This window comes from Komarekiella delphini-convector SJRDD-AB1, from assembly GCF_014831675.1.
GTDB lineage: Bacteria > Cyanobacteriota > Cyanobacteriia > Cyanobacteriales > Nostocaceae > Komarekiella.
This window is the reverse complement of sequence record NZ_VJXY01000019.1, coordinates 75,089-100,867: the sequence shown is the minus strand read 5'-3', so window position 1 is coordinate 100,867 and position 25,779 is coordinate 75,089. Positions and strand designations below refer to the sequence as shown.

At 40.6% G+C, this 25,779-nt stretch carries 25 protein-coding genes and 1 pseudogene; 14 read left to right on the top strand and 12 right to left on the bottom strand.

Annotated elements, in window-relative coordinates; translation table 11 throughout:
- Positions 1 to 67: 67 nt before the first annotated feature.
- From FNW02_RS18320 to FNW02_RS18310, 3 genes are all read right to left on the bottom strand, one after another.
- Positions 68 to 1,996 (bottom strand): ABC-F family ATP-binding cassette domain-containing protein, encoded by a 1,929-nt coding sequence (locus tag FNW02_RS18320; protein ID WP_191758941.1) that lies wholly within the window; start codon positions 1,994 to 1,996, stop codon positions 68 to 70.
- A 72-nt stretch (positions 1,997 to 2,068) separates the two neighbouring features.
- The gene (locus FNW02_RS18315) at positions 2,069 to 2,485 is read right to left on the bottom strand and encodes a DUF1824 family protein (RefSeq protein WP_191758940.1); all 417 of its coding nucleotides are present in this window, start codon (positions 2,483 to 2,485) and stop codon (positions 2,069 to 2,071) included.
- An 81-nt stretch (positions 2,486 to 2,566) separates the two neighbouring features.
- A complete protein-coding gene (locus tag FNW02_RS18310) occupies positions 2,567 to 3,415 on the bottom strand; it encodes a prohibitin family protein (RefSeq protein ID WP_191758939.1) in 849 nt (282 codons plus the stop codon).
- Positions 3,416 to 3,543: 128 nt separating this feature from the next.
- On the opposite strand from FNW02_RS18310, the gene FNW02_RS18305 reads away from it, so the two are divergent.
- Together FNW02_RS18305 and ccmS are read left to right on the top strand one after the other, a co-directional pair.
- A complete protein-coding gene (locus FNW02_RS18305; RefSeq protein WP_191758938.1) occupies positions 3,544 to 5,352 on the top strand; it encodes an ABC transporter transmembrane domain-containing protein in 1,809 nt (602 codons plus the stop codon).
- Between the two features lie 60 nt (positions 5,353 to 5,412).
- Positions 5,413 to 5,841 carry a beta-carboxysome assembly chaperone CcmS gene (gene ccmS, locus FNW02_RS18300; RefSeq protein WP_191758937.1) on the top strand — a complete coding sequence of 143 codons (429 nt, stop codon included), beginning with the start codon at positions 5,413 to 5,415 and terminating at the stop codon, positions 5,839 to 5,841.
- 10 nt (positions 5,842 to 5,851) lie between these two features.
- Here ccmS and FNW02_RS18295 read toward each other — a convergent pair whose 3' ends face one another.
- Positions 5,852 to 6,196, bottom strand: a complete 345-nt coding sequence (locus FNW02_RS18295) for a hypothetical protein (protein WP_191758936.1) — start codon at positions 6,194 to 6,196, stop codon at positions 5,852 to 5,854.
- 24 nt (positions 6,197 to 6,220) lie between these two features.
- Entirely contained in the window at positions 6,221 to 7,087 is an 867-nt protein-coding gene (locus FNW02_RS18290) for a hypothetical protein (RefSeq protein WP_191758935.1), read from the bottom strand.
- Between the two features lie 518 nt (positions 7,088 to 7,605).
- On the opposite strand from FNW02_RS18290, the gene FNW02_RS18285 reads away from it, so the two are divergent.
- The gene (locus tag FNW02_RS18285; protein WP_191758934.1) at positions 7,606 to 8,202 is read left to right on the top strand and encodes an acyltransferase; all 597 of its coding nucleotides are present in this window, start codon (positions 7,606 to 7,608) and stop codon (positions 8,200 to 8,202) included.
- 44 nt (positions 8,203 to 8,246) lie between these two features.
- Here the strand turns inward: FNW02_RS18285 and FNW02_RS18280 are convergent, their stop codons facing one another.
- Positions 8,247 to 9,629 (bottom strand): cytochrome P450, encoded by a 1,383-nt coding sequence (locus FNW02_RS18280; protein ID WP_191758933.1) that lies wholly within the window; start codon positions 9,627 to 9,629, stop codon positions 8,247 to 8,249.
- A 213-nt stretch (positions 9,630 to 9,842) separates the two neighbouring features.
- Here FNW02_RS18280 and FNW02_RS18275 point away from each other — a divergent pair, with 213 nt between their 5' ends.
- Positions 9,843 to 10,475: a ParA family protein gene (locus FNW02_RS18275; protein ID WP_162394124.1), complete on the top strand. Its 633-nt coding sequence runs from the start codon at positions 9,843 to 9,845 to the stop codon at positions 10,473 to 10,475.
- A complete protein-coding gene (locus FNW02_RS18270) occupies positions 10,475 to 11,134 on the top strand; it encodes a hypothetical protein (protein ID WP_191758932.1) in 660 nt (219 codons plus the stop codon). The genes FNW02_RS18275 and FNW02_RS18270 overlap by 1 nt, the downstream gene beginning before the upstream one ends.
- 43 nt (positions 11,135 to 11,177) lie before the next feature.
- Here FNW02_RS18270 and FNW02_RS18265 read toward each other — a convergent pair whose 3' ends face one another.
- A complete protein-coding gene (locus tag FNW02_RS18265; protein ID WP_191758931.1) occupies positions 11,178 to 12,065 on the bottom strand; it encodes an alpha/beta fold hydrolase in 888 nt (295 codons plus the stop codon).
- 163 nt (positions 12,066 to 12,228) lie between these two features.
- Between FNW02_RS18265 and FNW02_RS18260 the strand changes: the two genes are divergently transcribed.
- The 4 genes from FNW02_RS18260 (at position 12,229) to FNW02_RS18245 (ending at position 15,349) form a co-directional block, all read left to right on the top strand.
- Positions 12,229 to 12,540, top strand: a complete 312-nt coding sequence (locus FNW02_RS18260) for a carbon dioxide-concentrating mechanism protein CcmK (RefSeq protein WP_191758930.1) — start codon at positions 12,229 to 12,231, stop codon at positions 12,538 to 12,540.
- A gap of 86 nt (positions 12,541 to 12,626) precedes the next feature.
- Positions 12,627 to 12,977 carry a carbon dioxide-concentrating mechanism protein CcmK gene (locus tag FNW02_RS18255; RefSeq protein WP_073645596.1) on the top strand — a complete coding sequence of 117 codons (351 nt, stop codon included), beginning with the start codon at positions 12,627 to 12,629 and terminating at the stop codon, positions 12,975 to 12,977.
- 813 nt (positions 12,978 to 13,790) lie between these two features.
- Entirely contained in the window at positions 13,791 to 14,021 is a 231-nt protein-coding gene (locus FNW02_RS18250) for a hypothetical protein (RefSeq protein ID WP_191758929.1), read from the top strand.
- A 140-nt stretch (positions 14,022 to 14,161) separates the two neighbouring features.
- Positions 14,162 to 15,349 carry a HetZ-related protein 2 gene (locus FNW02_RS18245; protein WP_191758928.1) on the top strand — a complete coding sequence of 396 codons (1,188 nt, stop codon included), beginning with the start codon at positions 14,162 to 14,164 and terminating at the stop codon, positions 15,347 to 15,349.
- A gap of 9 nt (positions 15,350 to 15,358) precedes the next feature.
- Here FNW02_RS18245 and FNW02_RS18240 read toward each other — a convergent pair whose 3' ends face one another.
- Positions 15,359 to 15,541: a hypothetical protein gene (locus tag FNW02_RS18240; protein WP_191758927.1), complete on the bottom strand. Its 183-nt coding sequence runs from the start codon at positions 15,539 to 15,541 to the stop codon at positions 15,359 to 15,361.
- 310 nt (positions 15,542 to 15,851) lie between these two features.
- Here FNW02_RS18240 and FNW02_RS40155 point away from each other — a divergent pair.
- From FNW02_RS40155 to FNW02_RS18225, 3 genes and pseudogenes are all read left to right on the top strand, one after another.
- Positions 15,852 to 16,082 (top strand): annotated as a pseudogene (locus tag FNW02_RS40155) (hypothetical protein); the annotation flags it as partial.
- 1,246 nt (positions 16,083 to 17,328) lie between these two features.
- Positions 17,329 to 18,012 (top strand): Crp/Fnr family transcriptional regulator, encoded by a 684-nt coding sequence (locus FNW02_RS18230; RefSeq protein WP_191758925.1) that lies wholly within the window; start codon positions 17,329 to 17,331, stop codon positions 18,010 to 18,012.
- A 154-nt stretch (positions 18,013 to 18,166) separates the two neighbouring features.
- A complete protein-coding gene (locus FNW02_RS18225; RefSeq protein WP_191758924.1) occupies positions 18,167 to 19,948 on the top strand; it encodes a M61 family metallopeptidase in 1,782 nt (593 codons plus the stop codon).
- An 80-nt stretch (positions 19,949 to 20,028) separates the two neighbouring features.
- Here FNW02_RS18225 and pyk read toward each other — a convergent pair whose 3' ends face one another.
- Complete coding sequence (gene pyk / locus FNW02_RS18220; RefSeq protein WP_191758923.1) at positions 20,029 to 21,798, bottom strand: pyruvate kinase; 1,770 nt, start codon at positions 21,796 to 21,798, stop codon at positions 20,029 to 20,031.
- Between the two features lie 429 nt (positions 21,799 to 22,227).
- Between pyk and crtR the strand changes: the two genes are divergently transcribed.
- Together crtR and FNW02_RS18210 are read left to right on the top strand one after the other, a co-directional pair.
- Positions 22,228 to 23,118, top strand: coding sequence for a beta-carotene hydroxylase (gene crtR / locus FNW02_RS18215; protein WP_191758922.1), 891 nt, complete (start codon positions 22,228 to 22,230; stop codon positions 23,116 to 23,118).
- A 69-nt stretch (positions 23,119 to 23,187) separates the two neighbouring features.
- Positions 23,188 to 23,574: a hypothetical protein gene (locus tag FNW02_RS18210; protein WP_191758921.1), complete on the top strand. Its 387-nt coding sequence runs from the start codon at positions 23,188 to 23,190 to the stop codon at positions 23,572 to 23,574.
- 42 nt (positions 23,575 to 23,616) lie between these two features.
- Here the strand turns inward: FNW02_RS18210 and aroH are convergent, their stop codons facing one another.
- The 3 genes from aroH to FNW02_RS18195 form a co-directional block, all read right to left on the bottom strand.
- On the bottom strand, positions 23,617 to 24,030 hold the full coding sequence (aroH, locus tag FNW02_RS18205; RefSeq protein WP_191758985.1) for a chorismate mutase: 414 nt from the start codon (positions 24,028 to 24,030) through the stop codon (positions 23,617 to 23,619).
- Positions 24,031 to 24,099: 69 nt separating this feature from the next.
- Positions 24,100 to 24,921, bottom strand: coding sequence for a signal peptide peptidase SppA (gene sppA, locus FNW02_RS18200; protein WP_191758920.1), 822 nt, complete (start codon positions 24,919 to 24,921; stop codon positions 24,100 to 24,102).
- 473 nt (positions 24,922 to 25,394) lie between these two features.
- Positions 25,395 to 25,691 carry a hypothetical protein gene (locus tag FNW02_RS18195; RefSeq protein WP_191758919.1) on the bottom strand — a complete coding sequence of 99 codons (297 nt, stop codon included), beginning with the start codon at positions 25,689 to 25,691 and terminating at the stop codon, positions 25,395 to 25,397.
- Positions 25,692 to 25,779 lie beyond the last annotated feature (88 nt).

The following is a 25,779-nucleotide window of genomic DNA, read 5'->3' as shown; positions in this document are numbered from 1 at the left end:
GCTACCATCGCGCCACATCTTGAATAACGCGGGCAATTTCTGCCGTTGCTGCTTCACCACCTAATTATTAAGACTCTATCTCAGCCAATTCTAACCAGCGTTCAGTCGCCACATCAATCGCTTGCTTGAGCGATTCCACCTGTTCATAGAGTTTTTGAACTTGGCTATAATTTCCTGGAGAAACGTTTGTTAACATTTTTTCGGCTTCTGCTTTCTCTGTTTCTAACTGAGCAATTTTACCTTCCAACTGCATCCATTCTTTTTTTTCCCAATTTGATAGACCACGCCGCTTTTTATTCTCTACTTCTTTGGGCACAGATGCAGCTTTTTGAACTTCTACATTTTTTTGCTTTTCCTTGGTATTAGCGGCTTGTTGCTGTGCTTCTTCGGCTTTTTTATAGTCTAGATAAACTGAGTAATTACCTGGATATTGCCGGAGATTGCCGCCTTCTTCAAAAGAAAAAATTGTGTCTATAGTACGGTCGAGAAAGTAGCGATCGTGAGAAACTACAATTACACAGCCTACAAAATCTTCTAAATAGTCCTCTAAGACTGCCAATGTTTGTACATCTAAATCATTTGTCGGTTCATCTAAAATCAAAACATTGGGCGCACTCATCAGCACCCGCAATAGAAATAAACGGCGTTTTTCTCCACCAGACAGTTTATGAATTGGTGCATATTGCTGGTTTCCTGGAAACAGAAACCGCTCCAGCATTTGAGAAGCAGTAATTTGAGTACCGTCGGTTATTTTGACAAATTCTCCTTCTTCTTTGATATAGTCAATCACGCGCTGATCTTCGTTCAATGCTGTGAGTAATTCTTCAGAATGCTGGTCAAAATAACCGATATGAATTGTACCACCAATTTCTACACTGCCAGAATCAGGCTGAACCCGCCCGGTAATCATATCCATTAGTGTGGATTTACCTGCACCGTTACCGCCAATGATGCCAATGCGGTCTTCTGGACTAAATTCATAGCTAAAATTATTAATTAGAGTGCGGCCATCGTAGGCTTTAGAAATTTGATTTAGTTCAATAACTTTTTTGCCTATACGACGACCAACTGTAGAAATATCAACTTTACCCTGAACTTGCTTAAACTCAGTGTCTCGCAGAGCATGAGCGCGGTCAATTCTAGCTTTTTGCTTAGTACTTCTAGCTTTTGGGCCACGTTTAAGCCATTCCAACTCGCGCCGCAACACGCCTTGATGTTTGCGTTGACTGCTAACGGCAGATTCTTCAGCTAAGGCTTTCTTTTCGAGGTAATATGAATAGTTGCCTGTGTAAGTGTAAATGTCGCCTCGGTCAATTTCAACGATGCGATTGGTAACACGATCTAAAAAGTAGCGATCGTGAGTTATCAGAAAAAGTGCGCCACGATAACGATTCAAATAACTTTGTAACCATTCCACAGAAAGAGCATCAAGATGGTTTGTTGGCTCATCCATGAGTAAAACATCGGGTTCTGATAGCAGTGCTGATGCTAAAGCAATGCGCTTGCGATAGCCTCCAGACAAAGTACCGATTTTGGCGTCAAAGTCAGAAATTCCTAACTTAGTGAGGATAATTTTGGCGTTTGTTTCTAATTCCCAACCGCCGTTTGCATCCATACTTTGCATTACCGCAGAAAGGCGAGACATTAACTGACTGTCATCTGGATAATGAGCTAGTTTATCTGAAAGTTCTTCGTACTCACGCACCAAAGCCATGTGTTCGCCACTATCAGCGAAAACTTGTTCTAAAACTGTGTGATTTTCATCTAAATCTGGTTGTTGGGGTAAATAGATAATTTTAGAACCAGAGTTGACTAAAATTTGACCACTATCGATTGGTTCTAGTCCTGCTATCATCTTTAATAATGTCGATTTACCAGAACCGTTAGTACCAATTAAACCAACTTTATCTGTAGCATCAAGACTAAAACTAGCATCAATGAGAATTTCTTTGATGCCAAAGTCTTTTTTAACTGATTGTAGTGTAATAATACTCATAATATTTAGTAATCTTTTATTAGTTATTAGTTCAGTAGGCAAGACATACGTCCTACCTACATTTGCCAAATTCTATACAAATAAATCCAAAGGTAAGTGTCCATACATTTCGTTGACTCCTCCTTCTTGGTAAGATTGGCAAGATACTAGTACGCCTCGATGATGTCCGAGATAGGAATCTAGATAACACAAGCCATTTTTGCCATTTAATTTTATATAAACTGGCCCTTCAGATGTAGGTAAATTGTTAGGCGCTTCATAACCAAAAGCCAGAGAATAAGTTTTCATAGCCAAAATTCCTTCCTCTGCTGTATCAGCGCAAATGCCTAAAATTTGATAATCAGAAAGGCTACTAAGCAAAATTAAAGCATGACGAGTTATCGCTTTTTCTGATGGCTTAAGTACAGGTGCAATGTCTAGACAGTTGAATTTATTCAGGATTTTTCTCGCTTCTTCAGCGGTGAGATTCTGATGATTAGGAGTTGACATAAGCTTGGATTATTTCCTAGATGATGTTTCTTTTGTGTCTGAGTTGGGCATAGCCCAACTTACTAATATTATTTACTCCAATCAAGGTTGATTTGAAACATTCCCTAGGTTGAAAATGAAAGGGACGCTGCCTTTTGAGTCACCACTCATAACGAGAACTTTTGGCATCTGAGCACCGCCAGTCTTCCAAGCTTCAATTGCTTCTTTTTGCAGAACTAACTGTCCTCCTTGGGCTTTGAGAGTCTCTGCTAATAGTCTTTGAGCTTCTGCCTTACCTTTAGCACGATTCACCTCTGCTTGGGCTTCTTGTTCAGCTTCTCGCGCTACATAAACGGCTCTTTGTGCTCGCTGTTCAGCAATTTGTTTTTCTTCAACTGCTCTAGCAAACTCTGGTGAGAACGTCAAGTCAACTACGCTAGTATCTAACACAATTATCCCATATTTGTCTAAGCGATCGCCTAACGCATTATCAAAATCTTCTTTCAATTCACTTCTTTTGGTAATTGCTTCTTCTACTGTTCTTCTAGCAGCTGCAATTTTAAATGCTTCTTGTGTCTGAGGTGCAATGATTTTTGATACAATGTTTTCTAAGGTTCCTTGTTTTCTTCTTACTTGAACTACTTGTGTGGGATCGAGGCGAAAGTTAATCGCAAATCTTGCAGATAAATTTTGCAGATCTTTAGTAGAACTTTCTGCTGGTACTTCAAACTTTTGTACAGTCAAATCATACACATCTATCACTGAGATGAATGGTGGTTTGACATGAATACCTTCCAACAAAGCACCATCTCTAGCTTTACCCAAGATGCTAATTACTCCTGCTTGTCCTGGGTTGATGATAATAAAAGCATTTAGTCCTACAATCACCAGTATTGCCAACACAATTCCGAGAACTGTGGTTTGCCAATTTCCTAATTGCTGATCTTTCAAGTTTTGATCTCCTTTTTTTCCGCAGGCGACTCCTGTATTATGTTGGCATGTGCGGGCTAAAGGCTACATAAAGTGAAGATACTCCTTATTCTTGTGGTAATATCATTCACACGCAACTGCAAAAAGCCGTGGCTACAGTATTGAAATCTCATCGGGTATCAAGAAGGCGTAAGCACTCAACACATCCTCTCCGGCGCCTGCTTGAGTATGGACACCAGTATCGTAAACAAATCTGGCTAGCAACTACTTATTCTATCCTGAATAAATTTTTTGACTTAGCACCGCCTGGATTAATTGGTATTGCGGTGGATGTGGTAGTCAAGCAGCAGAATTCCATCATTGCACAGTTAGGAGTCAAGGATGTCTTTTGGCAATTTTTGATTCTTTCCTTTCTCACTGTTATTGTTTGGATACTAGAATCGATGTTTGAATATGCCTACGCTCGACTTTGGCGCAATTTGGCCCAGAATATTCAACATGATTTGCGTTTGGATGCATACAAACATTTGCAAGATTTAGAACTAGCTTATTTTGAAGAACGTAGCACTGGCGGTTTAATGTCTATCCTCAGTGATGATATTAACCAATTAGAGCGGTTTTTGGATGTGGGAGCAAATGACATTATCCAAGTTGCTACAACTGTTTTAATTATTGGTGGTGCTTTCTTTATTTTGGCTCCTAGCGTGGCATGGATGGCAATGTCGCCGATGCCATTTATCCTTTGGGGTTCGTTGGCTTATCAACGCTTGCTAGCACCTCGCTACGCTGATGTCCGTGATAAAGTAGGTTTTTTAAATTCGCGTTTGGCAAATAACATTAGCGGCATTACTACTATTAAAAGTTTTACTGCTGAATCTCATGAAGCCTCACGTTTAGAAGTAGATAGTGAAGCTTATCGCCAAAGTAATGGCAAGGCAATTAAACTTTCTGCTGCCTTTATACCCTTAATTCGGATGTTGATTTTGGTAGGTTTTACCGCGTTACTATTGTATGGAGGAATGGCAGCAGTTTCAGGAAAAATGTCTGTAGGCACTTACAGTGTATTGGTGTTTTTAATTCAGCGCTTACTGTGGCCTTTAACCAGATTAGGAGAAACCTTTGACCAATATCAACGAGCAATGGCTTCTACTAATCGAGTGATGGACTTGTTAGATACTCCTATCGCTATTCATCCAGGAAAGATAGTATTGCCTGTAGATGAAGTACGTGGTGAAGTAGAATTTAAAAATGTCTATTTTGCTTATAGAGATAGATTACCAGTAATTAAAAATCTATCTTTAGAGATTCCAGCAGGAAAAACGATCGCAATTGTCGGTTCTACTGGTTCGGGTAAAAGCACTCTAGTTAAACTTTTGTTACGGTTGTACGAGGTACAAACGGGAAGCATTACCCTGGACGGCATTGACTTACAAAATTTGAATTTGCAAGATTTACGCCGCTGTATTGGCTTAGTAAGTCAGGATGTGTTCTTATTTCATGGCACTGTAGCAGAGAATATTGCCTATGGTAGCTTTGATGCCACAACTCAAGAAATTGTCATGGCGGCTAAAGTGGCTGAGGCACACGAATTTATTATGCACCTGCCCCAAGGTTATGAGACAATTGTGGGAGAAAGAGGACAAAAGTTATCTGGTGGACAAAGACAGCGGATTGCGATCGCCCGCGCAGTATTAAAGAATCCGCCCATTTTGATTTTAGATGAAGCTACCTCAGCAGTAGATAATGAAACAGAAGCCGCAATCCAGCGATCGCTCGAACGGATTACCGTCAATAGGACTACAATTGCGATCGCTCATCGTCTTTCCACCATCCGCAACGCCGATTGCATTTATGTCATGGAACATGGGAAATTAGTAGAGTCGGGAACCCATGAACAACTACTAGAGAAAAATAGTATTTACGCCAGTCTTTGGTTTGTACAGAGTGGTTTAAGATAAGTATCAGCCATTCTTTGATATCTGAATTACGAATTACGAATTACGAATTACGAATTATTTATGATGTTTGGTAGTACCCAGTCGGAATCAGGAGATAACAAGTGGCGTCGTCAGTTGGATAAATTTGTCAAAGCAAATCAACCAGAATTAGCGGCACTGTTTTGGGGATTATGGTTAGAAAATGGCGATAGCCAGGGTACTATTGGCATTGATTTGCAACCAACACCGCATTTTGTTTATTGTCCGAAAGAGCAGATAGAGAAACTAAATACTAAAGTTGAAAATCGGCTTCAAGAAATTTTGGGAATAGTCGAGAACCATAAACCAGAAGTAGAAGTTGTGATGATTGGTATTGGTAGCGGTGAAATTAAGTTAATTCAGTTTGCACCAGAACCATCACCACCCGCTTGTTTTGAGCAATTAGGTAAAGATGTCGATAACTTATTAGAACTGCTGGAACAGCGCATGAACGAACAGTTACAAAGCTGATTAAAATTATTTAGAGAAATGGTATCCAAGGAATAATTATACCGAGAAATTCGTTGACTTCCTCAGTGAGTCTGGCGACATCCTCAAAGTTGGTTATTTTTTCTTCTAAGTTTTTAATTCCTTTTTTGAAAGAAGATTCATTCTGCTGTAGTTTTATTAAAAATTCAGTAAGAACATCTCCCTCTAGTTGATTAATGCGATGGTCAATTTTATCTCGAACTGTTTCAAAAGCCCTTTTCTTGTTCTGGTCTGGTTCTGTACGAAGTGCTTCCTGAATCTTAATACTATTAAGCGCTTTGCGAACTTCTCTTAATCTATTAAGTTCTGTAGTGCTATCTTCAGATTGGCTAGCCATAATAGGTGTACTCTTAATTTATAGTTATTTTTTGTTTGAAACAAGGGTTAAAAAAGAGTTAGCATCTTGCAAAACAGTTTTGAGTTCTTCAGAAGAAACTTCTTCTGTTAATGAAGCTCTGAAAAGAGTTTTAAAATCTCCTAATAATTTATTTGCATTTTCGATTTCTTCTATCTTGCTATATTTCATTGTGAGAATCTGCTTTCGATTCTCAATCCACTCATTTATGCTTCCTATTTGATCTGTCTCTTTAAGAGGTAAAAAAACAAGACGATATTCCTGTAGTTGCTGTATTTCATCAAGATCTGATTTCATTGATTCACCAAGGAAATCCAGCAATTCTTCTTGTATTGCTATTTCCTTAAAAATTGTTTGTTGGCGTTTATTTAACTCTTCTCTAAGTGCGCCTTGAATTTCAGCACGAAGTTGGATTTTCGTCCCTTCCGAAATAAGTTTTTTAATAGGATTATGTAATCTACCGAGTGTTAAACCACTATCTTCTAAGTTGTTGGCAATGTTATCAATTTGTTTTTTAGTTCTACCAGGAGTATCAGATTCAGCTAAATCTAAAAGTGTAGAAAAATATTGTAATAAAAGTTGGTTATGTTTACGAAGTTCATTAATAAGTTCAAGCCTTGCTTTTGCATCATTAGCATTATTGTCGTATGCAGCCTGATCAAAAGGAGTATTTGTTACTATTTTACGTAATAAATTCTCAGACGTTAAATCAATTTTAATATCACCAGCTTCTATGAATACTTTGTCAGCAGCTTTAGCATATTGATCACCAGCATCAGCAAGTTGTTTATACTCTTCAGCAGACCGACAACCAGTTATTAATGCTGCTATTGCAGAAACTATTGCAACTGTTTTATAAAGTTTTTTCATCATAAATATCTCTATTAGACTTCAAAAATTACTAATTTATGTCAATCAATATATGTTTTCACAAATACCTAAACCGTGCCGTAATTTTATCAAAGTCTGCATTGCTGAAAATTTTACAGCGTTTAGGCATTGACAAAGTAGTCAAAATTTAGATACTTCAGAATGAGAATCGCCTAAAAATAATTTGTTTCTGTAGATAAAATATTATCTTCAATTTTAGATTTGTAAAACCTTTTAAACTCATATAAAAACTCATATAAAAACTCATAATAAATTTTATTTAACTACATATTGATAATATCTAGTAACTATTGATTACAGATATATTGAATACTGAATCGGTGTTCTAGCAATATCTAATAGAGATTTCGATTAACTATAACTTAGGGATTATGCTCGATTCACACGGTAGAAAATACTCCAATTTGGGAAACCTAACAAATGTAAAGGGTGCCAAAATACCCATGTTGTATCCCTCCCTTGGTTAAACCCACAGGGTTTTTAAACTTACGTGAGATTTTATGAAACAGATCAAAGATAAAATTACTAATAAATTAGAGCGACTATTTGAGCAACGGTTAGTACCTCGTCTGATACAGTGGGGAGAATACCTGGAAACCAAAATCAGACGATATAAGCATCTGGAACTGAAGGGTAAATTAAAATTTTGTGGCTCAGGTGTTCGATTCAAGCGAGATATTAGAATTGATAACCCTCAAAATATATCTCTAGGAAATAAGGTGTATATTGGCCCAGATGTCTTATTAGATGGTCGTGGTGGGATTACAATTGGCGATAACACAACACTTGGATTTAATGTTGTGATCCTATCTGCAAACCACGACTATCAAAGTAATGGTCTTCCTTATGAACATAATATCTACATTCATAAACCCGTTGTTATCGGTCGCAATGTTTGGATTGGTGGAAATGTCTTAATTATTCCAGGAGTTTCTATAGGAGACGGTGCAATTGTGGCGGCTGGTACGGTTGTAACTGCTAATGTCGAACCTTTAGCAATTGTCGGAAATCAACCGATAAGAACAATCAAATACCGCGATAAAGAACATTATAAACGACTTGCTAATGAGCAAGAGAGTCAACCCCCTTCGGAATAATTCAAAATTAAGTAGGGTAGACATTACAATGCCTACCCAATTCCTTAAACTAGTGCTGGCGTATTAGCACGCTTTACTTGAGGTGTTGCTACCATCCGCATTCCTGCTGGTGTAGCGAGAGTTAAACCACGACGCACAGGACGCACAGGACGCTTATTCGCTAGGCATACTTGAAAATCTGACAAAATAGTTGCCAAGACGATTTTCATTTCATACTGAGCAAATGCCATACCAATACAACGACGGCTACCACCACCAAAGGGTAAGTATTCGTATGGCGAAAATTGCCTTTCTAAAAAGCGTTCTGGTTTAAACTGCTTGGGCTGTGGGTAGACTTGTTCTCTATGGTGCGCTAAATAAATACTGGGAATTATTGCTGTTCCCTCTGGCAGTTTGTAGCCCATAATTTCAATTGGGGTTTTTACAATCCGCAAAAAAGCATTCATAGCAATTGGGTAAATCCGCAACGTTTCTTGGCAAACTGCCGTTAAATAGGGCAATTTAGCCATACTACTTGGATCTGGGTTAACGCCAAGGGTGTCGAGTTCTTGTAGTAACTTCTCACGCACCTCTGGTAAGTGGTCAATCCAATAAAAAGCCCATGTCAATGCAGAAGCGGTAGTTTCATGTCCCGCAACTAGCAGTGTCATTAATTCGTCGTGTAATTCTTCGTCTGACATCGCTTGACCATCGTCATAACGAGCAGCCATCATCAAACTCAGAATATCTTGGCGATTTTGGTGAGATTCAGCCCGACGTTCCCGAAGTAAAGCATAAATAAGTTGATCAATTTTTTGTCGTTGTCGGAGAATCCAACCCCACGGACTCCAAGCACCTAAATCTTTTTGCATAAACCCAAAAAAGAAGGCGCTGGACATTAAAGGCGAACTGATAAAGTTTAGTAAGTCACTTAGCGATCGCCTTAGTTCCTCAAAAAGTTGTCCTTCATCCAAACCAAATACAACCCGTAAAATAACACGCAAGGTAATTTCTTGCATCGACTCACGGATATCAAAAGGTTTGCCAATTAGCCACTCGTCACTCACTTGTTGCGTTATCTTACGGATATCCTGACCATAAGCCCGCATTCTTTCGCCATGAAAGGGAGGCGCTAATAGTTGACGTTGGCGCTGGTGGCGATCGCCATCCGTTAACATAAAAGAGCGATCACCAAGCAAAAATCTCAGTCCTACGTTCCCTCTGCCAACCTCAAAATGACTAGAATCAGCAGTAAAAATCTGCTCAAGTGCTTGGGGTTGACTAAAGTAGACAATATGGTTATTCCCGCGACTACTCCTGATGGCAAAGGTATCACCGTAGAGTTTGGCAAAATCATCCACATATTTCACTGGCTGACCAATAAACTTGAGCATCCGCAGAAAACGCGGCATTTTTGGCCCATCGGGTAGATTAGAAGTTACTGTCATAGAAGTTTGTAGAATTGACGGCTTCTGAATTTTATTGTTACGAGTTTTCATGTTCTTGAGGGTTACACAAAGCGGTATATTCATCATTGGGGACTCGGAACTGGGGGCTGAGGACTGGAAGGAGGACAAAGAGGAGAATAATAACTCTTAACTCTTAACTCAGCACTCAGCACTCACTACTCAGCACTCAAGAGGCAGCATCGGAAGTAAGCAGTGCCAAAAATCATCGCTATTCTTAACGGTAAAGGAGGAGTCGGTAAAACGACTACCGCAGTCAATCTGGCTGCAAACTTTGCAAAGAAAAAAAAGGTGATTCTGATTGACGCAGATATTCAAGGTTCTGCAAGTTGGTGGGTTGGGCGCAATCAACAGGAAATAGGATTTGATTTATCTCAAGAAACCGATCCTACACTTTTAGGTGATTTAGGAAAGATAAAAGGTTACGATTTAGTAGTGGTGGATACGCCTCCGGCGCTACGCTCTGAAGCATTGGCGGCGGTAGTTGCGATCGCAGATTATCTAGTTTTGCCTACACCCCCAGCAGCAATGGATTTAGCCGTGCTCGTGGAGACAGTAAAGGCAGCCATTATCCCTGTGGGAACCCCCCATCGGGTACTGCTAACTAAAGTTGATACGCGGAGTATGGGAGAAGCACTAGAAGCTAAAAACACCCTCACAAAGCTAGGTATTCCAGCTTTTAATACCTTTATCCGTGCCTATAAAGCTCATGAACGAGCCGCCCTTGAGGGTGTAGCGATTACTCAATGGCGAGGGGGAAATGCCCGCGAGGCGGAGTTAGACTACCGCCGCGTGGCTGACGAATTACAGCGTGAATGGAGGAAATAATGGTTAAGAAACGTCTCACCGACTTAATACAAGAGGAGGCACAAAAATTTACACCTCCCGAAGGTGAAGATGCAATTGAAATCGCATCTGAGGAAATTGTGGAAGAAAATGCTTCCGCAACTGAAGAAACGCCAGCACAGGAAACTGAACCAACTTCTACTAGGCGCACAAATCCAACCAAGGCTGATTTAGAAGCAACTGTCAAAGAATTGACAGAAAACCTAGAAAAAAACCATAAAAAAGAAGCTGAACTTCAGCAGCAAATTATTGATTTGCAATCAAAGTTATCTGAACAAGAAGCATCAGCAGAACGGCTAACAAAAGAATTGCACGAAGCTAAAAAAACAGCACTACAACTTGCAGAAGCTAACTCTAAGCTGATAGAAGAAAAAAATGCTGCAAAACCCGTAGAAAAATCTAACTCTAAGCTAATAGAAGAAAAAAATGCTGCAAAACCCGTAGAAAAATCTAACTCTAAGCTAATAGAAAAAACAAGTGCGATAAGACCAGTAAAGGAAAGCTATAACCCACTGAACTACAAAAAATCACACCGCTCATCTGAAAATCTGGCTCAGTATCAACCAGACAATCAACATCAAGCAGACTATCAACCAAACGACTCTGCTGATGCTTCTAATGAGATGTGGTTACTTGATTAAACTCTAATCCAGCTTTTACTGAAAAAGTCGTTATGTTTGGGAGTTAATCCCGAAACTCTAAAATATACTGGGCAGTGATTTGTGGTTGTTCCAAGTGAGGGAGATGACCACAATCTTGTATCCAGGTTAAAGTACTGTGTGGAATTGCTCTTTTAAACCGCTTGGCATCCCCAATACCCAAAATCTTATCAGAATCGCCCCACAAAATCAGCGTTGGTTGCACAATTTCTACTAATTTCTTAAATCTAAAAGCACTGTAGCCACCACTTTTTGTAAAAGCAATCAAAGCTTGATGCCAACTAGGCATTTGTAGGTGTAATGCTCCACAACATAAAGCATCTATAGAAGCAAGACTTTGGTTTTTATATCCTATACGGGAAACGCGATCGCGCACTTTTAGATTACTCAAAAACTGAGTAGCTAAATAATCCAACGGAGGAAACATTAATTTACTCAATGGCGAACCACCCGCCAAACCAGCACTGTCAATTAACACTAGTTTTTTTACCACTTCCGGGTAAGCCAGCGTGAAATCAATTGCCGTTGCACCCCCCATCGAAGCGCCCACCAAAATTACAGGTTGATTAATTAGATTTTTCCAGAAATAATAAAGATGGGTTTTAATTGTGGTTGGACTATAGGCAATTCCTGCAAGTCTGTTTGTAAATCCAAAACCCAACAAATCTACTGCCCAAGTTTCATTATCTTGAGAAAGCAGTGGTAAAAGCCGACGAAATTCTAATACAGAACTATCAAAACCGTGAATTAATAATATAGGCGTTCCACCACTTCCCAAATGTACATAGGTTGTGGTAACTGGTTGATTACTTAGAGGGGTAGCGATCGCTGACGATTGAATGCTTTGAGCTAATGCGATCGAGGTAGGTTCAGTAAGTTGACTAACTGCTGTAGGCAGAAAATTAGGAAACATAGATTTTAGTCTACAGTATTAACCGCCTCCTGCATAACGCTACTTGCACTAACAGGCTCTCTTTCAGCTATTGGTATCAAAGAAAGTTTGCCAAAATGTCAAAATTGGGACTAAAGCCACGTACAATTGATATCGCCTATTCCTTGATTTGGGAGTTGATGCCATGCCAATGGCGGTTGGCGTAATTGAAACTTTAGGTTTCCCTAGTGTGTTAGCCGCAGCAGATGCTATGGTCAAATCTGCCGCAGTCACAATTGTGTATTATGGTCAAGCTGAAAGCGCTCGTTTGTTAGTCGCCGTCAGAGGACATGTTGCTGAAGTCAAAAGAGCAGTTGCAGCAGGAATTGACGCCGGAGAGAAAGTAAAGGTTGGTACAGTAATCACCCACTATATTGTTCCTAATCCCCCGGAAAATGTAGAAACCATTCTACCAATCCACTTTACTGAAGAATCAGAACCTTTCCGCATGTTCTAAGCAATTTCGCCATCAAAATCTGTAGCGAAGCTTCGTACAATTAACTAATAGCGCCACATACAGTTTATTCCTAAAGGAGATTACTAATGTCACTACAGGCAGTTGGAGCACTGGAAACTAAAGGTTTTCCTGCTGTACTAGCAGCAGCCGATGCTATGGTAAAAGCCGGTCGAGTCACCCTCGTTGGTTATATCAGAGTAGGTAGCGCTCGCTTTACAGTTAATATTCGTGGCGATGTTTCTGAGGTTAAAACAGCTATGGCTGCTGGTGTTGAAGCCGCAGAAAATGTTTATGGCGGTACCCTAGAATCCTGGGTGATTATTCCTCGTCCTCATGAAAATGTCGAAGCTGTTCTGCCAATAGCTTATACAGAAGCAGTCCAACAGTATCGAGAATCTGTGGAAAATCCCATCGTCAGGTCGTCTAACGGGCGATAGAATCAGAGTCAATAGTCAATAGTCAAAATTAATATTGACTATTGATTTTTGAGAATATAAGGTTTTAAAACAAGCTTTCTGATACAGAGGCAAATTTGTCTGTGAAGCTGGTTTGGCTATTTATCTCTATTATTTAGAATAGCGATCGCAATTTAGCACAGTAGAGTAAATTTTATACTTATATCTAAATCGTAGTTTCTTTTAATAACATCTTAATAAGTTTTATCTAATCATAGAGAGAAGTCTGAACTGCGGCTTCCGAGAACCCTGAGCGTCGACGAAGAAGCTCGCTTGATGAACATAACTTCTCTTAAACGAGATGCTGTTGCTTCCCCAAAGAAGTACGGTCTAACACTTCTTCTAAAATACAAAGTTGGGTTTCACTCCGTTCAATCCAACAAAAGCTTGAAAAATACATAATTTAATTTTTCGGACTTAACACCAAGCGTTTTGCATCATGTGTACGAAATACTTGATTGTTTCTGTCAAGTCTTGAATTATCAATATATATTAAGTTGTTTATGAGTTTTTATATGAGGTTTCTATGAGTTCTATGGGTTTAATTAACGTTAAATTTAAGCTAATATCCTTTAGTTAAATTAATAAGGAATAAAAACAAGTGTTTTACTCTTTAAAAATTACATAGTAACCAATAACAATCAAAGATAGTTTCAAGTAAGGCTTTATCTACAAAATTAAATTTTTTTAGTTATTTTATACTAACTACCAATAACTATACAGACAGTATCCTAGATAGATTTTAAAGTATAAAATAATACTAAAATTTTCAATTTCCAGTGAGGTTTCGTAGAAATGAAACTTATACTGTTAAAACAACGTCTGAACACTGAGTTAAATTATATTCGTTCCTTAGAATTGGGTGCGAAATGTTCAGATTTTTTCAACCCATATCCAGCAAAAGTCTATCGCTTTCTTGACTCTGGGAAGATTGCTATTCTTCGTTTACAAAACATAACTTTACAAAAACTCGAAATAAACAGAATTTACGAAAATGCCTTAGAGACAGTGATTTCCGATACTTGAAAATTAAAAGCAAAATGCAATGCAAAAATTTCTGCATAAATCTAGTAACTCAAGACGTAATAAAAGTGGAATCACTGAGATGTTTTCATGAAATTCATGAAATCGGGGGCAACTGCCAGTTAAAAAATTAAGTGGGAGAAATGGGGGTTGTGATGCAAACTTTAAAATCGAGTTTCGAGGAGCGCAATCTCGCTATGGCAACGGATGTGGAAAAACTGGGACTCTATTGGCGAAAGCGGCTAGCTGCCGAATGTCCAGAGCAAAGTGAGGCTGCTAGGCAAAGTATTCTTCTATGGTTGTTGGGAGCTGACTCCAAGCGGTTTGATCTGCTCAATCCCAAGGAACTCGATATCGCCAAGCAAGCGATGGAATATCGCTGGAGGATCTTACGTCAACGCTACTTAGGGATGGGGCGAGAACGCGCTTATCGCAACTTAATAACTCGGCTGGGAAGTATAGTGACGTTACGCAATAAAATCCAGACTTGGATTGCTCTCAGCCGCGATCGCCAGCGTAGTGTTATGGATGTGTTGCAAGAAGTACTCCAAGAATTGCTGCAAAGCGATACATACATGCAGCAGCAAATGGCTGACATTGCAAAATTCACCACCGATAAACGATTGCGGGATACTCTGCTATTTGCCAGTGTAGAAGAGTATTGTTTACGACCAGTACGCAATCAACCCCTATTAGTTTACCGCTTTGTCAATTACTTGCGTCGCACACAGCGTGGCGGTTTAACCCAAGTGCCAAGCCGGGACTTGATTAGGTTAGTATCAGAAGAAATTTTAACAGACGACACTGACAACCGAGTTAACCTAGTGGATAGTCAGGCGATCGCGGAATATCAAGAAGCACAACACATAGAAGAACAGCAAGTGCTGCGTCAGGGAGTACAAAAAGAATTTGAAAATTATTTACAAGAAAACTTGGGAACAGAGGCAGTAGAGTGGCTACGGCTCTATCTACAAGGTAAGTCTCAAGAAGAAATCGCTAAAAGGCTGAACAAACCTATTAAGGACGTATACCGACTACGAGAAAAAATTAGTTACCACGCCGTGCGTGTTTTTGCTCTCAAAAGTAAACCAGAACTCGTGGATAGTTGGCTTTCAATTTCTTTGCAAGAAAATAACTTGGGGCTAACACAAAACCAATGGCAGCAACTTTATGAACAATTAACTCATCTTGGGCGACAAATCCTAGATTTACGGAGAGCAGGTAACTCAATAGAAGCAACAGCTCAACAGTTAAAACTCAAAACCCATCAAGTAATGGGCGAATGGACAAAAGTCTATCTCACAGCCCAAACTTTAAGAACCCAGGAATAACTAGATTCATCAAAAGTTGGCAGGAAAATTCAAAGAGCAAGTGACGTAGAGAAGCTGTGCCGTTAGCGTTGGCGCAACCTCGCTTAGAAAAGAGAAGGCTTTACGCTGCGCTATCTGTTGTAGCGATTGGCGTTGAACTGGCGTTATTGGTGATTCCCCATGCTCCATGACATTGTGGATGGGGTTTTTCATTGAAGATTTTTGAATTTAGATTGATCCACATCTAAAATTCATCTTCTACCCACCTCTACTTATGTGTAGTTTTATGTGTAGTTATGGCAGTACTCGTTTAAATAAAATACAACGAGGTGATAGGAAGTGTATCCTGTAGCTCATACTTATCAGTATTCAGATTTTTGATACGGATAGGCTTGTGTATTCATCCCCATCAGGAATGAAAATAGTTTAATTTTTAACAACTCAACAAAGTATCTTTATTAACAGCCTACTAAATTAAAGGCAAGATATATAGTATAAGAGCAAACACCAAGTAATCATACTTATGTTGTCTTCAGAGGGCAAACCAACTCATACCGCAGCAACTATGAAGCAAGTACTAACCACCACTCAAACTAAGTGGGAACAAGGAGGCGATACTTCAAGAGAGTTACTTAGCGATCGCCAGCAAATATTCCAGCTAATTGATAGTCTCTTGTCATTTGAAGCTTGCCTATACCACCAAATTTTGCCCTTTGCATTAAAAGACAATAGCCTCTTGCTGGGCATGGTTCATCCACAAGACAGTGAGGCATTAGATTATGTTGGGCGCATTTTGTCTTATATCAATTGCTCAATGGTAGCTAAGGCGATCGCATCTGACACTCACCGCACAATACTATCAGCCTACCTCAACCACAAAAACACATCCGTGCCAGCCAAGCCAGCAGAATTTTCCTTAAAAAATAGCGCAGCTACAAATACTGACAAACCTATTTCCTCTAAAAATAAGGATTCTGAATCACATCAGCCACCAATATTGATGATGCCTCAGACACAAAATTCTAAACATTCTTGGCAACGGGTAGATTTACCCCCAATCCCAGCCTCTTCAATCTCAGACCTAAATAACTTGTCTAAAATTACCAACTTCTTGACTCCTGGCAATAGTGAGCAAGAGAAGAATACTTTTGAGACAGCACTGCCAGATAATTTACCTATTTTACCAGCACAAGTTCCCGATTTATTTAGTCCTATTGCAGTACTTCCAACACTACCACCCAAGAAATTACTAGAAGAATTACTAGGACGCATTTTAGCTGGCGGAATTGGTCGGCTGTATTTAGAAAGACAACCTTACGAAGGCAAAATACTGTGGAGTGACAATGGAGTTTTGCAGTCTGTTTTAGATAAGCTGCCACTCTCTGTTTTCCAAGGAGTACTCAATGAATTAAAGCGGTTTGCTTCCCTACCTGTCACTACGATTGCAGAACCAAAGCAAGTAGAAAAAGAATGCGTGTATCAACAAAACCGCCTGTTATTACGTTTGCGAATCATGCCGGGAATTTATGGCGAAGAGGCTACACTACAAGTATTGCGGGGAGCAGCATTAAAGTTTTATCAACAACAACAATTGACGCGTCTAGGCCGCGATGCTTTGGGAATTGCTCAGCAACTAAGTTTCAAGTTGCATGAACTACAAGAACGGCTTCTCTTGAATCCTAGCCTTGACTTTCAGCAATTAGAAGCTTTAGTTGCACTCAATCAACTAGTAGAAAATTTAGACCAACAAATCAAAATACTCTCACTAGATAACGACTCAATAACAATCAGCAAATCATAGCTCTGTCAGTGAAACCGCTGATTTCGATCCTATACATAGTTGTTATTTTGTAATGGAACCCTAGAGCGACTGACCTTAGAGGTTCAGATCAAATATGTGCAAATTTTGCGCCCGTATTCTGCATAAGATTACGGTTTAAACAAACTTATAGTAGCAAAATTAGTTTTCCGCTCTTGAATCCATTTCTTGCTAATATTTCATGCAGACTGAGGTTTTTAGTGAACTTTTCCCCTTAATGAGTACAGCCAATCCACAGACGTTGGAATGGCTACTCAATGTTGCAATTGAACATGAATATCCGGCTGGGCGAGCCGTTGTAATGGAAGATGCCTGGGGTAACGCCGTTTACTTAGTGGTTTCTGGTTGGGTCAAAGTCCGGCGCACCTCCGGGGAAGATTCAGTAGCTCTGGCAATTTTTGGTCGGGGCGATTTTTTTGGCGAAATGGCAATTTTAGATGAATCTCCCCGTTCAACTGATGTTATTGCCCTTTCACCTGTAAATTTGCTGAGTATTTCCAGAGAGCGCTTTATTCAAATATTGTTTAAAGACCCACAGTTACATCACCGGATGCTGCAATTAATGGTGCGGCGATTGCGGCAAATTAACCTGCGCTTGCAAATGCGGTCTTCACCACCAGCGGTCAAACTTGCCCATACCCTAGTCACTTTAAGCGAAAGCTATGGTCAAGAATCAAATTTAGGAAGAGAAATTTTTAACATTCCCTTCAAAGATTTAGCAGAGGTTACAGAAATCGGTATTGAAGAAACTACGAAAATCATGGAAAAGCTCAACGAAAAAGGGTGGATCAAAATTGACAATGCCAACAACATTATTTATCTTGTAAATTTCAAACAGTTGATGAATTTGGCTGGGAAAGTCTAATTTTTCTACGAGAGGCTGCGCTAACGGTTTAGCCCGTCCTGAGTATTGAGTGCTAAGTATTGAATGTTACGTCAACAGTCCACAGTTTTTGACTATTGACTAATGACTGTTGACTAATGACTATTAACTAATAACTCAGAACTCAACACCCAAGATGACTGAAGCCACAGCACCTCGTTTTAACACCCACATCCAGCAAACTGAGCCGACGATTCATTACCAAGTAGCAATGCCCTCACCAGAAACTCATCTGTTTGAGGTGACTTTAAACCTTGGGAATTACTCCTCACCAATTCTTGATTTAAAATTGCCAGTATGGACACCCGGCTCCTATTTAGTCCGAGAATACGCCAAGAACTTACAGGAATTTACAGCTTTTAGAGGGAATGAGCCTTTACCTTGGCGGAAGATCAGTAAGAATCACTGGCAGGTAGAGAAAATTGATGTTTTAGAATTAACTGTACGTTACCGTATTTTTGCGAATGAGTTATCGGTACGGACAAATCATTTGGATACCACTCATGCTTATTTCAACGGTGCGGCACTATTTTTTAGGATACCTGGTTGGGAGAAACAACCCATTCACGTTACTATCGTGCCACCGCACCCAGAATGGCAAATAACTACTCCTTTACCACCAGTAGAGCAGGAAGCGAATACTTTCCTGGCTGGTGATTTTGACACTCTTGTCGATAGTCCGTTTGAGATTGGTCGCCATCAGTTATATAAATTTGAAGTGTTGGGAAAACCCCACGAACTTGGAATCTGGGGACAGGGTAACTTTCATGCCCAGCGGATGATTGCTGATATCCAGAAAATTATCCAAGCAGAAGCGCAGATGTTTGGCGGTTTGCCCTATGAACGATACGTATTTCTCCTACATTTATTTAGCCAAGCTTTTGGCGGTTTGGAGCATAAAAACTCCTGTTCCTTAATTTACCAGCGTTTTGGGTTTCGTGCTCAGGATAAGTATGATCGCTTTCTCCAATTAGTGGCGCACGAGTTCTTTCACTTGTGGAATGTCAAGCGAATTCGCCCAAAAGCACTAGAAGTTTTTGATTACGACCAGGAAAACTACACACCATCTTTATGGTTTTGTGAGGGAACTACTAGTTACTACGACTTGTTAATTCCTTTGCGGGCAGGAATTTATGATGTGAAGTCGTATTTGAATAATCTGGGTAAGGAAATTACTAGATATGAAACTACACCAGGGCGCAAGGTACAACCCGTTGCTGAGTCGAGTTTTGATGCTTGGATTAAACTCTATCGCCCAGATGCTAATAGCGGTAATTCCCAGATTTCCTACTATTTGAAAGGAGAAATGGTATCGCTGTTGCTGGATTTACTTATTCGCTCTACTCATAACAATCAGCGTTCCCTTGACGATGTTATGCAAAAAATGTGGCAGCAATTTGGACAAGCTGAAATTGGCTATACCCCCGAACAGTTGCAGGAAGTTATAGAATCGGTAGCGGGAATCGATTTGACTGATTTCTTTAAACGCTACATTCATGGCATTGACGATTTGCCCTTCAATCATTATCTAGAACCGTTTGGCTTGCAGTTAGTAGCTGAACACGAGGAAGAACCTTACTTGGGTGTGAAAACAAATGCCGAGAATGGGCGAGAGATAATTAAGTTTGTCGAGACGAGTTCCCCTGCACAATTAGGGGGAATTGACACAGGTGATGAACTGCTAGCAATTAATGGGATGAAGGTGACAGTGAGTAGCTTAAGCGATCGCCTCAAAGATTATCAACCAGGCGATACCATCAAAATCGTAGTTTTCCACCAAGATGAACTGCGTACCTACTCCATTACCCTAGCTCCACCAAGTCCCACTCGGTATCAGGTAAAACCTGTTGAGCATCCTAACTCCACGCAGCAGCAGAATTTTGCTGGATGGCTTGGCGTAACACTCACAACTCTCTAATGAAAGGGATGGGGGATCAGCTATTGGGTATTGATTATTTATTCACCTAGTCCCCAGTGCCCAATCCCCAGTCCCCAGCCTTAAGGCGTTCCCACCGCTCCAGAGTAAACTAAACCCCGTTGCAAATCCAGCGTCAGAATTGCTCCATCTCGAATTACTTGCGTCGCCTGTTTCACACCAACAATCACTGGCACACCGAGACGCAAACCAATCACTGCTGCGTGACTTGTGAGGCTCTCATCTTCGGTAATAATCCCGGCAGCTTTACGAATCACCTCTACAAAATCGGCACTGGTGCGAGAGGCAACCAAAATATCTCCGGGATTAAAATTACTCACATCCATGCTAGTTTGAGCCACCCGTGCGCGACCACTCACCGAACCTTGCCCCAGACCAATTCCGTGACCTAGTACCGCCGTCACCACTTCAACCTTAATCAAATCTGTTGAACCAGAAATTCCTTGCAGTGTGCCGGCAGTCATTACCACTAAATCACCCTCAGACAATAACTGATTTTCCTGAGCGACGTTGATAGCAGCTTGAAACGTCTGACCTGTGGAAGGTAGTCCTAGTACTAACAAGGGTTTCACCCCCCACACCATCTGTAGCTGCCGTGCCACATTCACATGTGGTGTCACGGCCAAAATCGGTGTCTGCGGACGGAACTTGGAAACGTTGCGAGCTGTTGCGCCTGTTTGCGTGAGGGTCATAATTGCGGCTGCGCCCAGTTGCTCGGCAATTTGACCTACAGCTTGACTAATAGCATTAGGAATGGAACGCCTAGTATCTTTTAAAGAACGTAATTTTGAGTTTTGGGATTCCTCCTGCTCCATACGCTCGGCAATACGTGCCATCGTTGCTACCGCTTCTACCGGATAGCTACCGACAGCGGTTTCATTAGAGAGCATCACCGCATCTGTGCCATCTAAAATCGCATTTGCCACATCCGACACTTCAGCGCGAGTAGGACGCGGGTTGCTTACCATACTGTCTAACATTTGGGTAGCTGTGATGATCGGAATCCCTAAGCGATTTGCAGTGGCAATCAGTCGCTTTTGCAATACGGGGACATCCTCGGCTGGCAGTTCCACGCCCAAGTCACCTCTGGCAACCATCACACCATCACACAAAGCCAGAACTGCTTCCATTTGTTCAATGGCTTCGTGCTTTTCAATTTTGGCAATCACTGGTACTTGTTTGCCTGTGCTAGAAATTAGCTCTTTAATTTCTATCATATCCAGCGGATTACGGACAAAAGACAGTGCTACCCAATCTACACCCTGGTCTAGACCAAACATTAGATCTTCGCGGTCTTTGTCGGTCATTGCCTTAATCGATAAGTAAACTCCGGGGAAGTTTACACCTTTGTTGTTAGAAAGTTTACCGGGCACGGTAATACGACAATGCAAATCACCTTTGTCGCGGTTAATTTCTTCTACCAACATTTCTACTCGTCCATCATCGAGGAGAATTTTCGCGCCAACTGGTACTTCTTCGGCTAAATAATCGTAGGTAACGCAGCTAATTTCCTGCGTGCCGATAATCGGGCGATTGGTCAAGGTGAAGCGATCGCCTTTTGCTACTACTATATACCCGTTTTCAAACTTCCCCAAGCGAATTTTTGGCCCTTGCAAGTCTTGGAGAATAGCTACTGGCTGATTCAGTTCAAAAGCGGTTTGCCGAATTAAACGAATATTACGTTGATGGTCAGCATGAGTTCCGTGGGAAAAGTTTAGCCGCAGTGTCGTTGCTCCCGCTTCGATGATCGCCTTGAGCATTTCTGAACTGCTGGTGGCGGGGCCAATAGTAGCGACAATTTTTGTCCTGCGTAGAGAATCTTTTAATTGCATATTATATTGCATAGGGGCTGAAGTTAGGGAGCTATCTAGGAAGTCATCGTAACTTTAAGTGGCATCTCCTTTTCAGTCACAGCTATATCAATGATTTAAACAGTTAGAGAGGGGAGTGGCAAAGTGGGAGTGGAGTAAGAAAATAGAACAATTACTTTTGTCCTCTTTTCTTGTCTCCTCCTCTTCCTTGGCGGCTGTGAGGTAGACTGGATATTGTAAATAAATCTTCGTAAAGGGAGGTTTCTCCCATTAACTCTTTGGCACTGGTCATATCCTACTCATCAGCAAAGACTTAGGTCTCGTCTGGAATCATAACGTTATTCATCTGCTGATTATGCAAACCAGAGATAAATATTGCTATACAAAACTTTATTATTCCCTAGTCTTTATCGTATATTCGTAATGCTTTGATAAAAAAAGGAGTCAAGAATGCTCACGTCGGAGGCAAAAAAGCCACTGACTATCCCGCCCAAGGAATTTTTAGCGCCTCCCGGTGATTTTAATCCAACGCTGCTGCTGTTTTTAGCAGCCGTAGCGATGCTGGTGTTATCTAACTTTGGTTACTGGCTTTGGCAGTGGCCACACTGGCTGTGCTTTGGCGTTAATACTCTTGCCTTGCATTGTAGTGGGACGGTAATTCACGACGCTTGTCACCAATCTGCCCATCGCAACCGAGTGATCAACGCGATGTTAGGGCATGGCAGTGCGTTGATGTTAGCTTTTGCCTTTCCGGTGTTTACGCGAGTGCATTTACAGCATCATGCCCATGTCAACCATCCTAAAGACGATCCAGATCATTATGTCTCTACGGGTGGCCCATTATGGCTGATTGCAGTCAGGTTTTTGTATCACGAGGTATTTTTCTTTCAAAGGCAACTGTGGCGTAAATATGAGCTACTCGAATGGTTCATTAGCCGCTTGATTGTGGTTTTAATTTTTTATATCTCAGTTCAGTACCACTTTTTGGGTTACATTCTCAATTTTTGGTTCATACCAACATTTATAGTGGGGATAACACTGGGGCTATTTTTTGATTATTTACCTCATCGTCCCTTTGGGGAGCGCGATCGCTGGAAAAATGCTCGTGTCTATCCCCACCCAATTCTGAATATCCTGATTTTAGGACAGAACTACCACCTAGTTCATCATCTATGGCCTTCTGTTCCCTGGTATAATTATCAACCTACCTATTATCTGATGAAGCCACTTTTAGATGAAAAAGGCTGTTATCAAACTTCAGGATTGCTACAAAGAAAAGACTTTTTTGAGTTTGTTTACGACATCTTTTTAGGAATTCGATTTCATCATCATCAAGAATAAAGTTGATGTTGCATAAAGCGATGCCTAGGTTGGGTTTCACCGAAACCGAATTTTCAGCTAGAGAGATAGATGGTTGATTTGTATGACCTAATCCACAATATACGTAAACGTCCTGCTATGTATTTGGGACGAGCTTCTATATCCAACCTCCGCACCTTTCTGGCAGGTTACTGCTTTGCCCGTCGCCAGATAGGAATCCCTCAAATATCACAAGAACAGCAATTTTCAAAATTTCAAACTTGGACTCAGCAGAAATTCAATCTGACTTCCAATCAGACTTGGGATCAGATTATTCTATTTTTCTCCCAAGATGAACACACTGCCTTGGAGAAGTTTTTCAAACTATTTGACGAATTCATCCAAACAGAACATCCCAGAGAACTTCAACCGAATACAACGAATAACTTGATAGTGGTTTCAGAACTCAAGAGTGAAAAAGACTGCTCTAGAAGCTGACTAGCGACACTAGTATCCAAGAGAAAGCTTAATTAAGTAACATTACACTTTTGACCTAACTGCTGGCTGTGATGATTGTAAAGTCTGGGGTAAACTCCAGTCGGGACGCAAGCTAGCAGCGTTACGCAAATAGATATGGTGAATTGGAGCGGAGGCTGGCAAATAGGCGTGGACTAACAACCGGATGCAGAACTCTAAGCTGCCTTCAACATGCATTTGCTGCACATCCAACATTGCCACATTATCCCAGCCAGGACGTGTTCTAGCGATCGCAGCTGGAAAAATAGCATCCAAATCGCGTGTTACTGAGAAAGTAACACTAACAATCTCCGTTGGTTGAAGTTGATTCCGGTTTTCTAGTTCATCTAGTAGTTCTGTCACCACCTCTCGGATTGCTTCATCGGTATTTTCTGAAACAGTTGTTGCTCCACGAATAGCCCGCATTTGCCACTCCACGCCAAAATCCTCCTTATATCTAGTATTAGTCATTAGTCAAAGGACAAATGACTAATGACAAACAAACATTTATGGTCTATACAACCACAGGGGTAAACCGCTGGTAGACATTTCAAATTCCAGCCAATCAATACCTGCTCCAATTCCTGATGAAATCTGACGACTTCCAGGTAAAACTCGACTCAACAAGGGTTTTCGTTCTTCTAGGGTGTAGCAGAGGGTTTTTTCAGGGTCAAGACCCACTAATTCTGCTGTCCAGCGACGGGCATCTTCTTCTGTTCCCAGACGGTCTATAACACCCAACTCTAAGGCTTGCTGTCCAGTGAAAATCCGACCATCGGCGAAACTTTTAACAGTTTCCACTCCTAAAGAACGCGCCTCGGCTACAGTTTGGACAAACTGCTGATAACTTATATCAATCAGCTCTTGTAGGATATTTTCTTCTGGTGCAGTCAGTTCCCGGTCGAAAGCTAAAATGTCTTTGTAAGGGCCAGACTTAATCACCTTGAAAGAAACACCGATTTTTTCTAGCAAGCGTTCTAAGTTATTTCCACGCAGAATCACACCAATACTACCTGTAATCGTACCGGGGTTAGCTATGATGTGTTCGGCTCCCATACCTATGTAGACGCCTCCAGAAGCCGAAATATTGCCAAAGCTGGCAACAATTTTGATTTTTTCGCGCAAACGCTTAAGGGCGCTGTAGATTTCTTGGGAATCTCCCACTGTACCGCCAGGACTATCGATGCGTAGCAGTAATGCTGGAAATTTTTTTTCCTCTACAGTTTTTAGGGCTTCTAACACGCGTTTGCGAGTAGCACTGGCGATCGCACCAGTAATTTCAATCCGCGCAATTTGTTTACGAAACTTGGGCTTAAACGGCCAAACCATGAGTGTTAAAATACCTCGTAATAAACTCAATATAAAATGCCCAGCGGTCAGACTACCTCCTTTGCTTTGTTAAGAAACATGAGCAGGCATTAGACCAATCAGCATTTTAATGAAATTTTTATGTTTTGCTATCTTAGTAAATGTCAATTTAGTCATAGAAGATGTTAGCCAGAACAAAATGCTCCGCTAGAGCTTATTGTCCAGCGCTATAGTTTAACACACCTGGCTTTGGCTATTACAGTTTAATAAATGTATCAGCTTGAAGTAAATTCCTTAGTCATTAGTAACTAATAACTAATGATTTATAGTTAAAAAGTATTTAATTAATTCGGCACTCAATTTAATTAATACAAATTTATTCGACAGTATCAATCCTTAACTAGGTTAAAACTAGTAACACTTACACTTTCTGGAATATTACTTTTTAATCTATTGTGCAGTCTATGAGTACCTCACAAAACTGATTTTGATACTTAGGAATCTATGCGTAAAATTTGACAGCGATAATAAGCATACATATCAAACAGTGCTCCCACGAAACTACAAGTCAAACTAATCACAAATAGTCCCCGTAGGGAAGTTCCACTGCCAAAGGTAGCGAGAAAATGTAATATTTGAGTTGCGATCGCCTCAGTCAATTCTTCTAGACCAGGAAAGTAACCCATCAGCGATAAAAGCAGTAATACAGCCCCAACTAGGAACATGGGAGCAACAAAACTGAAAATGATCGTTAGTAGCAGGGAGCGGAGAAAATTAGTAAAAATGGTCATCCAAGACAACCTCCGTGAGTAAAGATGACAATAGCTGGATAGCTTTATGTCATTTTCTACAATACGTGCGATCGCTTCAGAGCAAACA